Consider the following 13,220-nt stretch of genomic DNA (forward strand, 5'->3'; position numbering starts at 1 on the left):
AACCAGGCCGGCTGCGAGCCTGCTACCTCTGCAACACGTCTTTCACCGCGGCTACCGCGCGTTCCACATCGTTCTTGTCCATTGCCGTGAACATCGGCAGCGAAACGATCAGGCGACCCACCCGTTCCGCTATCGGGAACATCCCTTCCTTGAAGCCGCGCTCGCGGTACAGGCTCAGCAGGTGTATCGGCGGATAGTGATAGCCGATGCCAATGCCGCGTTGCTGCATCTGCTCCATGAACGTGGCGCGGGCCGGCTGGCCGTCCTGGCGTTCCGGCAGCACCAGCTGGAACAGGTGCCAGTTGCTGTTGTGGAAGTCCGCAGGCGGCAGCTGGGCGCCGTAGCGCTCCTGGAAATCGCTGCCAAAGCACTCGAAGTAATGCCGGGCCAGCTCGCGGCGATGGGCAGTGATCGCCTCGATATGGGCGAACTGCCCGAGGCCGATGGCCGCAGCGACGTCGGTCATGTTGAACTTGCCACCCAGCACGTCCACGTCCAGGCCGTCGTGGCCGTTGCGGGTCACCCCTTGCAGGCGGTACTTCTCGGCCAGGCGCACTTCCTCGGGGGTATTGAGGACCAGGCAGCCACCTTCGGAACAGGTGACGTTCTTGTTGGCCTGGAAGCTGAAGGACACGAAATCGCCGCCGGCACCGATGCGCTGGCCGTTCCAGCTCGAGCCCAGGGCCTGGGCGGCATCTTCCACCACCCGCAGGCCATGCTTGCGAGCCAGGGCGTACAGGCGGTCCATGTCCACCGGCAGGCCGGCCAGGTACACCGGGATGATGGCCCGGGTACGGGGGGTGATGGCGGCCTCGACCTGGTCCAGGTCGATGTTGCGGGTCACCGGGTCGATGTCGGCGAATACCGGTGTGGCGCCCACCTCCAGGATCACGTTGGCGGTGGCAACCCAGGAGATCGGCGTAGTGATCACCTCGTCGCCCGGGCCGATGCCGGCAATGCGCAGGGCGATCTCCATGGTGCAGGTGCCGGAGTTGAAGGTGCGCACGGTGCGCCCGCCGAAGAACCCCGAGAGCTGGGTTTCGAAGGCCTGGACCTTGGGCCCGCTGGTGATCCATCCCGAACGCAACACCTCGCCGACGGCGGCGATGGTGGGTTCATCGATGGTGGGTTTGGAGAACGGCAGGAAAGGCAGTTGGCTCATGACGATGGGACACCCGATAAGCGGACGCAGGAAGCGTGGGTTGAGGTGCGCCGGGCAGGCGCGCCGACGCCCAGCATGATGGTCCCGAATGCTCCGGGACGCCAGGGCGCCGGCCAGCAAAATCGACTGCTATGCTGCTTGGCACCCTGTCGCATCGACGTTGAGCACCGTTCATCGGAGAGAGCCTGTCATGCCATCCCTGACCCAGCTACGTGAGCCCAATGCATTTCTCGACCGGCACCTGGGACCCGATGCCGAGGAACAGCAGGCCATGCTGGCCAGCCTTGGGCTGGGCAGCCGGGCCGAGCTGATCGAACAGACGGTGCCACCGGCCATTCGCTTCAACCGGGCCCTGGACCTGCCCCCGGCTCTTGACGAAATGGCGGCCCTGGCGCGACTCAAGGGTTACGCCACGCAGAACGAAGTCTGGACCAGCCTGATCGGCATGGGTTATCACGGTACCCGCACACCCAATGTGATCGTGCGCAACGTGCTGGAGAACCCTGGCTGGTACACCGCCTACACCCCCTACCAACCGGAGATCGCCCAGGGCCGGCTCGAGGCCCTGCTGAACTTCCAGCAGATGACCATCGACCTCACCGGCCTCGACCTGGCCAATGCCTCGCTGCTGGACGAAGCCACCGCTGCGGCCGAAGCCATGGCCCTGGCCAAGCGCGTGGCCAAGTCCGGGAGCAATCGTTTCTTCGTCGATGAGCATTGCCATCCCCAGACCGTGTCGGTGGTGCGCACCCGGGCCGAGGGTTTCGGTTTCGAGCTGGTGGTCGATAGCGTCGACCAGCTGTCCGAGCATGAGGTCTTCGGTGCCTTGCTGCAGTACCCGGATACCCACGGCGAGATCCGTGACCTGCGGCCGCTGATCGACCAGCTGCATGCGCGGCAGGCCCTGGCCTGTGTCGCCACCGATCTGCTCAGCCTGCTGGTGCTCACTGCGCCCGGCGAGCTGGGCGCGGACGTGGTGCTGGGTTCGTCCCAGCGCTTTGGCGTGCCCATGGGTTATGGCGGGCCTCACGCGGCGTTCTTCGCCTGCCGCGACGAATACAAGCGGGCGATGCCCGGGCGCATCATCGGCGTCTCCCGCGATGCCCGGGGCCAGGTGGCGCTGCGCATGGCCCTGCAGACCCGCGAGCAGCATATCCGCCGCGAGAAGGCCAACTCCAACATCTGCACCGCCCAGGTGCTGCTGGCCAACATCGCCGCTTTCTACGCGGTTTATCACGGCCCGCAGGGCCTCAAGCGCATTGCCCAGCGCGTGCACCGGCTGACCTGCATCCTCGCTACGGGGCTGGAGCGCCATGGCATCGTGCGGGTCAACCGGCACTTCTTCGACACCCTGACCCTGGAGGTGGGCGGTAGCCAGACCGCGATCATCGAGAGCGCCAAGGCGCAACGAATCAACCTGCGGATTCTCGGCCGTGGCCGGCTGGGCCTGAGCCTCGATGAGACCTGCGATGAGAACACCGTCGCCCGGTTGCTGGATGTGTTCCTGGGCGCCGACCATGGCCTGGATGTGGCCGCTCTGGATGCCGAGGAGCTGGTATCCGGGTTGCCCGGCGAGTTGCTGCGCCGCAGCCCGGTGCTGGGCCACCCGGTGTTCAGTGCCCATCACAGCGAAACCCGGATGCTGCGCTACCTCAAGCAACTGGAGAACAAGGACCTGGCGCTCAACCAGTCGATGATTCCCCTGGGCTCTTGCACCATGAAGCTCAACGCCAGTAGCGAGATGATCCCCATCACCTGGCCGGAGTTCGCCAACCTGCATCCCTTCGCCCCCCGGGACCAGGCCATCGGCTATGGCCTGATGATCGACGAGCTGGAGCGCTGGCTGTGCGCGATCACCGGTTTCGATGCCATCTGCATGCAGCCCAATTCCGGTGCCCAGGGCGAATATGCCGGGCTCCTGGCGATTCGGCGCTATCACGAGAGCCGCCAGCAAGGGCAACGGCACCTCTGCCTGATCCCGGCCTCGGCCCATGGCACCAATCCGGCTTCGGCGCAGATGGCGGGGATGCAGGTGGTGATCGTCGAATGCGACGAGGCCGGCAACGTCGACCTCGAAGACCTGGAGGCCAAGGCCCGCGAGGCCGGTGACAAGCTGTCATGCCTGATGGCGACCTACCCCTCGACCCATGGCGTCTACGAAGAGGGCATCCGCCAGATCTGCGACGTCATTCACCGTCATGGCGGCCAGGTCTACATGGATGGTGCCAACCTCAATGCCCAGGTGGGGCTGGCCCGGCCCGCGGACATCGGCGCCGACGTCTCGCACATGAACCTGCACAAGACCTTCTGCATTCCCCATGGCGGAGGCGGCCCGGGCATGGGGCCGATCGGCGTGCGCGCGCACCTGGCGCCCTTTGTCGCCAACCATCCGGTGGTGCCGATCGAGGGGCCGCTGCCAGGTAACGACGCGGTCAGCGCCGCGCCTTGGGGCAGTGCGAGCATCCTGCCCATCAGCTGGATGTACATCGCCATGATGGGGCCACAACTGGCGGATGCCAGCGAGGTGGCGATCCTCGCCGCCAACTACCTGGCCACCCAGCTCAGCGGCGCTTTCCCGGTGCTCTACAGCGGCCGTAACGGCCGGGTGGCCCATGAATGCATCCTCGACTTGCGGCCGCTGAAGGCCCTGACCGGCATTACCGAGGAGGATGTGGCCAAGCGCCTGATGGACTACGGCTTCCATGCGCCGACCATGTCGTTCCCGGTGCCGGGCACCTTGATGGTCGAGCCCACGGAGAGCGAATCCAAGGCCGAGCTGGATCGGTTTGTCGAGGCCATGCTGAGCATTCGCGCCGAGATCGCCCAGGTCCAGGAGGGCCGCTGGCCGGCCGAGGACAACCCGCTCAAGGGGGCGCCCCATACCCTGGCGGATATCACTGGAGTGTGGGAGCGCGGCTACAGCATTGCGCAGGCGGTACTGCCCAGTGCTCATGTCCGGGCTCACAAATACTGGCCTGCGGTGAACCGGGTGGACAATGTCTACGGCGATCGCAACCTCTTCTGCGCCTGCGTGCCGTTGGAGGCCTATCGCTGACTCGGTAACCAGGCTGGGCGGTGCCCTGAGCGTCCAGTTGCAGCTCGTGGATGATCACCGGCAACAGCGGCAGCGGTGATGGGCACTGCGGTGTGCATCGCTCAGCTGGAAACCATGAACCACAACCTGGCGCTGCCTTGCAGTTGGCAACGCCAGGTCGGACTGACGCAGGGTCTTACGTCAGGCGGTCCACTGGCCGACGGCCATTTCCGCGGTGAAGCCGGGACCAAAGGCCGCCAGCAGGCCGATGTCGCCCTTGTTCAGGTTGGACTCGAACTGGCGCTTGAGCACGTCGAACACCACCACGCTGGCGATGTTGCCGGCTTCGGACAGGCTGCTGCGCGAGGGCGAGACGCGGTTCGCGGTCAGGTCCAGGTGCATCACCAGCTCGTCGAGGATCTTGCGTCCGCCTGTGTGGAAGATGAAGAAGTCGTTGTGCGCACAGGTCTGTTCGAAGCTCTCGTGGTTGAGGCGCTCCATGACCGGGGCCACATCCTTGATGGCGTTCATCACGGCCTTGTCGAGGGTGAAGTGAAAGCCCGTGTCCTTCACGTCGTACTTGATGTAGTGCTCGCTCCTGGGCAGGAAGTACGACTCGGTCCTCTTGATCTTGAAGCCCCCGGCCTGGTCATCGGCGCGCAGCACGCAGGCCGATACCGCGTCGCCGAACAGCGCCGCCGAGATGAACGCGTGCAGCTTGGTGTCGTTCGGCTGGTAGCACAGCGAAGAGAACTCCAGGGACACGATCAGCACGTGGTTGCGTGCGTCGAGGCGGGCGAAATCGTTGGCCCGGTTGATCGCCGCGGCACCGGCCACGCAACCCAGTTGGGCGATCGGTAGTTGCACGGTGGAGGTGGGCAGGCCCAGGTCGTTGATCAGGTGGGCGGTCAGCGACGGCATCATGAAGCCGGTGCAGGAGGTGACGATCACCATGCGGATGTCATCGATCTGCAGCCCGGCGTTCTCGAGCGCCTGGCGTGCGGCGGCCGAGGACATCTGCCGGGCTTCACGCTCATAGACGATGCTGCGGTGGGTGACGCCGGTGTGCACCGCCAGTTCGTCGATCGGCAGCACCAGGTGGCGCTCGTTGACCTCGGTGTTGGCGATCATGCGCTTGGCCAGGGCCATGCGTGGGTGGTCGGGGTGCAGGTTTTCCAGGTGTTCGACCATTTGCTGCTGGGTGATCGTGTGTTGCGGAAACATTACGTGGGGGAGGCAAAGTGTGGACATGACCAATCCTTGGCTGTACTCAAGCCAATCAGTAAGTGTTGGGGGGCGTGTCCCCGTTAACCGGGGGGGAATGCCATCAGCCATGGCGAGCTGCCCAAGGACACCCGCCGAGAGTGGCTGCTCGATATGATCTTCGGGTTTTGCGGGTAGCGGTTGGCAACTGAGCAGTTGAGTGCGGAGCAGGACATCGGGGCGTTCATGACCATGTTGCTCAACGGTGTCTGTCCTGGCGCACAACGTTGAGTGATTCCAACCTCGAGCCTGCGAATGACGTGGGCTCGAGGGCTTTTCGCTTCAGGCTGAAGGCCTGCCGAACTCTCGATACAGGTCTGGCAGGAAACTGGCCAGGTGGTTGAACTCGCACATGTCGTGCACGGCGAATTCATAGGCCAGGGCTTCCAGTCCCGCAGTACCAAAACCCTTTTCCCCCAACAAGGCCGCTGCCTTTTCTGCCCCCGGAAAACGGGCCATCGACGGGTGCGAGCCGACCCAGTACCGGCTGGTGAGGTACATGCCGTCCGGGACTTCCTTGAACAGGTGCACCATCAATGACACGGGGACCCGCGGATGATCGGACAGGCTCATCAGGGCGCTGACGCTGCCGTCGATCTTCGCTTCACGGTACAGGTCGGGGTCCAGTCCCAGTGTGTTCGGGTGCTGGAAGTCGATGTTCAGGTGCATCAGGCGGTCACCGACGTATTCGGAGGCGCAGAAGGTATTGCCGTACAACCGCTCCTCGAAACTCAGGGACTCGTCGCCCAGGCGCTGACGGTTCAGGCACGGGTTGCCGACATGGGCATAGGGGAACGAGAGGGAGTAGCGCTCCGGCTCCAGCGGGTGCCACAGGAACCACCACTTGAACATCCTGGCCGTGCACCCAGGGAAGAACTTGCGACTTTGCACATAGGCCATTGGGCCAGGCAGCAGGGCATAACCGGACTCTTCGCTGAAATAGTCCGGGTCGAGCAGGCGATTGATGTCCTCGATACTGGGCGTGAGGGTGTCCTTCAGGGGCATGGGGCCTTGCTGGATCTTGCGCACGGCAGACAGCGGCACCTGTATTTCTCCACGGAAGTACTTGGCGTACGGCTTGTTCCTCACCTCGGCCTGGTTATGCAGGAAGAGCTTTTGCATGGGCAGGGAGAAGTAAGTGAAGGGGGTCATGACGCGCGCTTCCATGCTGATATCCTCTGGCTGAACTAGACGAGTAGCCGCCACTTCATGGCAACCCGGGACACGGGTTGCAGGAGAAACTGGCGCTTTTTAGCTAAGCAGTCCATAAACAAAAGTCAAATTTGAATTTAACTTAGTGAGACGCTCATGGTCGCTCCCGATTCCCCGCAGACAGCTGCAGCCCGTGCACCGCGCCAGGATGGCCAGGCGACCCGCCAGCAGATTCTGGAGGTGGCCGGCCGGCTTTTCGCTGAGCAGGGGTATGCCAACACCACCAGCAAGCAGATTTGCGAGAATTCCAGAGCCAACAACGCTTCGGTCAACTATCACTTCGAGAACAAGGACGGCCTGTATCAGGCGGTCCTGCGCGAGGCCCACGATCGCCTGCTCCGCATCGAGACCATGATTCGCCTGAGCGAGAGCCAGGACAGCGCCGAGAACAAGCTGCGGGCGATCATCACGGTACTGATCGAGGGGTTGGGCAACGAGCGTGACGGATGGGCGCTGAAGGTGATGACCCGCGAGCTGGTGTCGCCGTCCTCGGTGCTATCGCAAGTGCTCGAGGAACAGGCGTTTCCCAAGGCGAAGATCGTGCGCACCATCCTTGGCCAGATCATGCAGCTGTCGCCGGACGATCCAGCCACCTTGCGCAGCGCCGTCAGCGTGTTTTCGCCTTGCCTGTTCCTGCTGATCGCCCATGACCCGTTGGAGCGCAATGTATTGCCCGGCTTGAAGCTCGACCCACCGGCACTGATCGAGCACATGATGTGCTACGCCCTGGCTGGCCTGCAGGCGGTTTCCCGTATCACCAAGGCTGGCTAGGAACATCCGGGCAAAAAAAATGCCGACCCTGAGGTCGGCGTTTTTTCAAGGATCATCCCTGGGACGACCCTTATTCCTGGGCAACGGCATTCTTGGCCAGGATGGCGTTGGCCAGTTCCATATCGGTGGCCTGCAGACCTGGATTGTCGGCGCGGACCTTCTGCATCGCGGCTTCCAGGTACGGACCGCGGATGCTGCCTTCGCTGGCGACGAAGCTGCCGGCGTCGTCCTGGGCAGCGACGATCAGCTTGTGATCCTTGAAGGTCAGGTAGGTGGAGCCTGTGGTCGCACCGGAGGAAATGACGTTACGCCAGAAGGTGTCGGCCATTGCCGAACCTATGGGGAGCGACAGCAGGGCAATTGTGACGACAGCTGTTTTCAGACGCATGATGGGTGACTCCGACTAGGGGGAACTACACTCTTTGATTCTAGATTCCCTGATCGAGTTCCGTGACTGATCAGTCGAGGTTTTCGACCAGCAGGATCGCGCCTTCCTGGCCCACCACCCGTACCCGTGCGCCTTGCGGGGCATCGGCACCCTTGGCGATCCATACACCATCGGCGACCTTGATCCGGCCCCGCCCGTTGACGATCGCCTGGTGTACCACAAAGGTCTTGCCGATCAGCTCCTGGCCCCGCAGGTTGAGGTTAGGCTGGTCGCTGGAACGGATCGCCTTGCGTTGGCGTCGCCACCAGTACAGCGCCGTCAGCACTGACAGCAGGCCGAACAGCAGGAACTGCATTTCCCACGCCAGGCTCGGGATCAGGAAGGCCAGGACCCCGACGCTGGCGGCCGCCAGGCCGATCCACAGCAAGTAGCCGCCGGCACCGAACACCTCGAAGATCAGCAGGACGGTGCCCAGGGCCAGCCAGTCCCAGAACGACAGCGCTTGCAGGAATGCCGACATGGCGCTCGCCTCACGTCTTCTTGCCGTCGAAAGTGGCCTTGACGATTTCGCCGATGCCACCCACGGCGCCGATGACCTGGCTCGCCTCCAGTGGCATCAGGATCACCTTGCTGTTGTTGGCCGAGGCCAGCTTGCCCAGGGCGTCGACGTACTTCTGCGCCACGAAGTAGTTGATCGCCTGGACGTTGCCGTGGGCGATGGCCTCGGACACTACCTGGGTCGCCCGGGCTTCGGCCTCTGCCTGGCGTTCACGGGCCTCGGCTTCGAGGAATGCCGCCTGGCGCTCGCCTTCGGCTTCCAGGATCTGTGCCTGTTTCTTGCCTTCGGCGGTGAGAATGGCTGCGGCGCGCAATCCTTCGGCCTCCAGGATCTGCGCGCGCTTGACCCGTTCGGCCTTCATCTGCCCTGACATGGCGGCCATCAGGTCGGTGGGCGGGCTGATGTCCTTGATTTCGATACGGGTGATCTTGATGCCCCAGGGAGCGGTGGCTTCATCGACGGTCTTCAACAGTTTCTCGTTGATCGCATCACGTTGGCTGAGCATCGCGTCCAGTTCCATGGAGCCCAGCACCGTCCGGATATTGGTTTGCAACAGGTTGCGCACGGCATGCTCGAGATTGTTGACCTCGTAGGCGGCCTGGGCGGTATTGACGACCTGGAAGAAACACACCGCGTCGATCTGTACCGTGGCGTTATCGGCGGTGATGACTTCCTGGGGCGGGATATCCAGCACGTTCTCCATGACGTTGATCTTGCGCCCGATGCGGTCCATCACCGGGATGATGATGTTCAACCCCGGCTTGAGGGTGTTGGTGTAGCGCCCGAAACGCTCCACGGTCCACTGATAGCCCTGCGGGACCACCTTGAAACCCATGAACACCAGGGCCACGGCCAGGCCGACGAAAAGTAGCAGTACGCTTGTGATCTGCATCTGGCTCACCTGTTCAACGGTTGATCAATGGGCGGCGGGTAGGGTTCATAGCTGAAAGCGTGTGACCGAGGTCTGCAGGGTGGCCACCGAACTCTCCATCTGCTCCACCGTGAGGCTCAGGTCACGCATGGCCTGGCTGTTGCGACGGGCCACTTCGCTGATCATCTCCACCCGTTGCGCGACTTCGCCGCTGGCCTTGGACTGCTCGCCGATGGTGTGGGAAATCTCCTGCACCATCAGCGCCGAGCGCTGTGCGCCCTGGCGGATCTCGTTGATCGAGGTGCCCGCCTGCTGGGCCATGTTCACGCCGTCGTTCACCCGGCTGACTCCGGTCTGCATGCTGCTGACCGCCTGCTCGGTGGTTTCCCGGATGCGCTGGATCATGCCGGTGATCTCCCGGGTCGATTGCGCGGTGCGCGCCGCCAGGTTGCGTACCTCGTCGGCGACCACGGCAAAGCCGCGCCCGGCTTCTCCTGCCCTGGCGGCTTCGATGGCGGCGTTGAGGGCCAGCAGGTTGGTCTGTTCGGCGATGCCGTTGATCACCTGGATGATCGAATGAATCTCTTCGGAGGACTGGCCCAGGGCGGTGATGCTTTCAGAGGACTGATTGACCGCCTCGGCAATGTGGCTCATGCCGTCGACCACCCCGAGTATTACCTGTCCGCCGCTGCCGGCCAGGGACTCGGACTGGGCCGAGATACTCTGGGCGTTGCGCGCATGCTCGGCGACCTGGGCGATGTTGCTGATCATCTGCTCCATGGCTGCTGCCATGTCGGTGGCGCCGTCGGCCTGTTCGCTGGCACCGTCGGCGATGCTCGACGAGGTACCGCTGAGGCTATGGGAGCGGCCGCGCAGCTCCTCGCTCTCATGACGAATGGTGGTGATCATCTGCCGCAGGTTGTCCTGCATTTCGCCAAGGGCCTGCTGCAACTGGCCAGCTTCGTCCTGGCTGTCGACGCTGATGCTGCGGGTCAGGTCGCCCTGGGCGATGGCTCGGGCCGTGGCCACGGATTTTTCCAGGGGCTTGAGTACCCGGTTGAGCAACTGGCGGGTCAACAGGCACAGGGCCAGTACGGCGCACAGGCTGCCACCGATCAGCCACCAGGCGGCCTGGCGCACGGCCGTTTCGCTGCGGGCGCGGGTCTGGGCGCTGCTGGCTTCGATCTTGCTGCTCAGGGCCTCGTTGCGGGTTTCCACTTCGCTGAACCGCTGGGAGAACTCCGGCATCTGCAGGCGGGCGGCCTGGGGGTCCTTGAGCGCCAGCCCGGCAATGTCCTGTGCAGCTCGAATGTAGTTTTCCAGCACGGGCTGCAACTCGCCGACCGCCTCGCGGATATCCGGCGCCAGGGGCAGGCGGGCATTCTCGGCCAGGGCCTTGCGGAACCAGTCACCGTGTTCGCGCAGGCTGTCACGTACTTCGTCACCGGCTGCCACATCACCGGGCTGGCTGCTCAAGGCTTGCAGTACATCGGCCCGCAAGGCGTCGTGCATCATGTCGGCCTCCAGGTGGTTGCGCAGGGCGCTGGCGTTGAGTTCGTTGTCGCCCAATGCGCTGGCCAGGCGCGACTGGCCCCAGAGGCCGATGCCGGCTACCAGGGCGATGGCCAGCAGGCTGATAGCTCCGGAGGTGATCATGTTCTGGCGAATGTTCATGCATGGTTCCCTGCCCGTTTCGGCTGTGCCTAGAGCGTAGTCCAGCGACTGGGGGGCTACCCGAACTCGTTGCAGGGGGTTACGCGCAGTGCCTCCTCCAGGCTGGTCAATCCCTGTGCCACCTTGTGCGCGGCGGCCAGGCGCAGGCTACGCATGCCATCGGCGCCTGCCTGGCGACGCAGGGCGGCCAGGTCGAGGTCCGGCTGGACGAATGGCTTGAGCCCCTCGCTCAACAGCATGATTTCGTAGATTCCGATGCGTCCGCGATAGCCGGTGCCCCGGCATTCGGCGCAGCCGACGGCACGCTGGCCGAGGCGCAGGGTCGGCAGCTGGGCAGGCGGCGCCAGGCTGTGCCAGTGATCTGCGTCGAGATCCGCAGGTTCCTTGCAATGGGGGCACAGGGTACGTACCAGGCGCTGGGCCATGACCCCGACCAGCGTGGCCTTGATCAGGTAATGCGGCACCCCCAGCTCCAGCAGGCGGCTGATGGCGCCCGGGGCATCGTTGGTATGCAGGGTGGACAACACCAGGTGCCCGGTGAGGGCGGCCTGGATGGCCATCTCGGCGGTCTCCAGGTCGCGGATCTCGCCGATCATGATGATGTCCGGGTCCTGGCGCAGCAGCGCGCGGACTCCGCTGGAAAAACCCAGGTCGATGTTGGGCTGGACCTGCATCTGGTTGAAGGCCGGCTCGATCATCTCGATCGGGTCCTCGATGGTGCACAGGTTGACTTCGGGGGTCGCCAGCTTCTTCAGGGTGGCATACAGGGTGCTGGTCTTGCCCGAACCCGTGGGGCCGGTGACCAGGATGATGCCGTGGGCCTGTCCGGTCATGGCCTGCCAGCGCGCCAGGTCCTCGGCGCAGAAGCCCAGCTGGTCGAAGTCCTTGAGCAGGACCTGGGGGTCGAAGATACGCATCACCAGCTTTTCGCCGAAGGCGGTGGGCAGGGTCGAGAGCCTCAGCTCGACGCCATGGCCTTCGGGGGCGAGGACCTTGATCCGCCCGTCCTGCGGCTTGCGTCGTTCGGCGACGTTCATCCGGCCCAGGCTCTTGAGGCGACTGACGATAGCCAGCGTGACCTGGGGTGGAAAGGCATAGACGTCGTACAGCAGCCCGTCGATGCGCAAGCGCAGGTTGCCCTGGTCACGCCGCGGCTCGACATGGATATCGCTGGCCCGTTGCTCGAAGGCGTACTGGAGCAGCCAATCGACGATGTTGATGATGTGGGCATCATCGGCGTCCGGCTCGCGGTCGCCGCTGCCCGGCTTCAGCAGTTGTTCGAAACTGCCCGGGCCGCTGCCCCGGTGTTCGCTGCTGGCGCCGCTGACCGACCTGGCGAGGCGATAGAACTCCAGGGTCAGGTGACGGATCTGTGCCGGGCTGGCCACCACCCGTTGCACGGTGCGCTTCAGGGCGTGGGCCAGGTCGGCTTCCCAGGCGCGGACATGAGGCTGGGCACTGGCGACGGTCACCTGCCGGGTGTCCACGGCCACGGCCAGGATCCCGTGCCGCTGGGCAAAGGCGCGGGACATCAATGGGGTGATGGCGGCGACGTCGATCCGTAGTGGGTCGATGCGCAGGTACGGCTGGCCGGCCTGCTGGGCGAGCCAGGCCGTGAGACTGTCCAGGTCCAGCGGGCGACCGGGGTGATGCAGGTCCGGCAGTTGCCGGGCGGCAATCTCTTCCAGTGGATGCCGGGAACCATCGGGCCCGGGTTGCGCCGCCAGGGCCAGTTCGGCGGCGTCCGGGCTGATACGGCCCTGGGCCAGCAGCTCGCGCAACAGCTCGTCGAGTTCCAGCCTGCGGTCCTGGGGCATATCGGTGGCATTCATGAGGTTCCCCCCGGCTCACGGTCGTGATGCCGACCGGTAACAGCCAAGAGTAGCCCGGTGCAGCCGTGGGGCCGCCAGCCAAGGGTTGCAGGGTTTTGCCGATTTCAGCCAGTGGCTTGCAGGCGTAGCGGATGCAGCTGTTGCAGCTCGACCGAGCAGACGCAGATCAGGTTGCGCAGCTTGTCCGCGATCACTTCGGCCCGGTGCCAGCTCAAGCCATCGAGTTCCACCTCCATGTGCAAGGTAGCTTCCCGTTGCTGCACCGAGACCCGCTGCGGTACCAGGAACTGCAAGGCGAAATGATTGAGCACCCGGCACAGTACGTCGGCTTCGGCGTCGGCTTGCAGGTGGTATTGCACGTGGCAGTGGGCCTGGTGGGCGCTCCAGACATCGGGGCGGGGCGATGAGCCGAGGGCAGGGTCGAGAGGGGGCATGGCAGTCTCCAGTTCAGTGG

At 64.3% G+C, this 13,220-nt stretch carries 11 protein-coding genes and 1 pseudogene; 2 read left to right on the top strand and 10 right to left on the bottom strand.

Annotated elements, in window-relative coordinates:
• Window positions 1–22 precede the first annotated feature (22 nt).
• Window positions 23–1,162, bottom strand: coding sequence for a DegT/DnrJ/EryC1/StrS family aminotransferase (locus tag LGQ10_RS20535; protein ID WP_226523029.1), 1,140 nt, complete (start codon window positions 1,160–1,162; stop codon window positions 23–25).
• Between the two features lie 190 nt (window positions 1,163–1,352).
• On the opposite strand from LGQ10_RS20535, the gene gcvP reads away from it, so the two are divergent.
• Window positions 1,353–4,217, top strand: coding sequence for an aminomethyl-transferring glycine dehydrogenase (gene gcvP, locus LGQ10_RS20540; protein WP_226523030.1), 2,865 nt, complete (start codon window positions 1,353–1,355; stop codon window positions 4,215–4,217).
• A 180-nt stretch (window positions 4,218–4,397) separates the two neighbouring features.
• Here gcvP and LGQ10_RS20545 read toward each other — a convergent pair whose 3' ends face one another.
• Both LGQ10_RS20545 and LGQ10_RS20550 read right to left on the bottom strand, forming a co-directional pair.
• Window positions 4,398–5,447 carry a type III polyketide synthase gene (locus LGQ10_RS20545; protein ID WP_226523031.1) on the bottom strand — a complete coding sequence of 350 codons (1,050 nt, stop codon included), beginning with the start codon at window positions 5,445–5,447 and terminating at the stop codon, window positions 4,398–4,400.
• 294 nt (window positions 5,448–5,741) lie between these two features.
• Window positions 5,742–6,626 (bottom strand): DAPG hydrolase family protein, encoded by an 885-nt coding sequence (locus LGQ10_RS20550; protein WP_226523032.1) that lies wholly within the window; start codon window positions 6,624–6,626, stop codon window positions 5,742–5,744.
• A gap of 141 nt (window positions 6,627–6,767) precedes the next feature.
• Between LGQ10_RS20550 and LGQ10_RS20555 the strand changes: the two genes are divergently transcribed.
• Entirely contained in the window at window positions 6,768–7,442 is a 675-nt protein-coding gene (locus LGQ10_RS20555; RefSeq protein WP_058437536.1) for a TetR/AcrR family transcriptional regulator, read from the top strand.
• A gap of 70 nt (window positions 7,443–7,512) precedes the next feature.
• On the opposite strand, the gene LGQ10_RS20560 is transcribed toward LGQ10_RS20555, so the two are convergent.
• The 7 genes and pseudogenes from LGQ10_RS20560 to LGQ10_RS20585 all read right to left on the bottom strand — a co-directional run bounded on the left by LGQ10_RS20560 (window position 7,513) and on the right by LGQ10_RS20585 (window position 13,200).
• Window positions 7,513–7,830 (bottom strand): DUF2388 domain-containing protein, encoded by a 318-nt coding sequence (locus LGQ10_RS20560; protein ID WP_058437534.1) that lies wholly within the window; start codon window positions 7,828–7,830, stop codon window positions 7,513–7,515.
• Between the two features lie 70 nt (window positions 7,831–7,900).
• The gene (locus tag LGQ10_RS20565; RefSeq protein WP_058437532.1) at window positions 7,901–8,350 is read right to left on the bottom strand and encodes an NfeD family protein; all 450 of its coding nucleotides are present in this window, start codon (window positions 8,348–8,350) and stop codon (window positions 7,901–7,903) included.
• A gap of 10 nt (window positions 8,351–8,360) precedes the next feature.
• On the bottom strand, window positions 8,361–9,281 hold the full coding sequence (locus LGQ10_RS20570; RefSeq protein WP_058437530.1) for an SPFH domain-containing protein: 921 nt from the start codon (window positions 9,279–9,281) through the stop codon (window positions 8,361–8,363).
• A gap of 45 nt (window positions 9,282–9,326) precedes the next feature.
• Entirely contained in the window at window positions 9,327–10,190 is an 864-nt protein-coding gene (locus LGQ10_RS31635; RefSeq protein WP_413247632.1) for a methyl-accepting chemotaxis protein, read from the bottom strand.
• A pseudogene (locus LGQ10_RS31640) lies at window positions 10,182–10,934 on the bottom strand (HAMP domain-containing protein); the annotation flags it as partial. The pseudogene LGQ10_RS31640 and the gene LGQ10_RS31635, both read right to left, overlap by 9 nt.
• 56 nt (window positions 10,935–10,990) lie before the next feature.
• On the bottom strand, window positions 10,991–12,766 hold the full coding sequence (locus LGQ10_RS20580; protein ID WP_226523034.1) for a GspE/PulE family protein: 1,776 nt from the start codon (window positions 12,764–12,766) through the stop codon (window positions 10,991–10,993).
• Window positions 12,767–12,870: 104 nt separating this feature from the next.
• Complete coding sequence (locus tag LGQ10_RS20585) at window positions 12,871–13,200, bottom strand: hypothetical protein (protein ID WP_226523035.1); 330 nt, start codon at window positions 13,198–13,200, stop codon at window positions 12,871–12,873.
• Window positions 13,201–13,220: the final 20 nt, after the last annotated feature.

It is taken from the genome of Pseudomonas sp. L5B5 (genome assembly GCF_020520285.1).
GTDB lineage: Bacteria > Pseudomonadota > Gammaproteobacteria > Pseudomonadales > Pseudomonadaceae > Aquipseudomonas.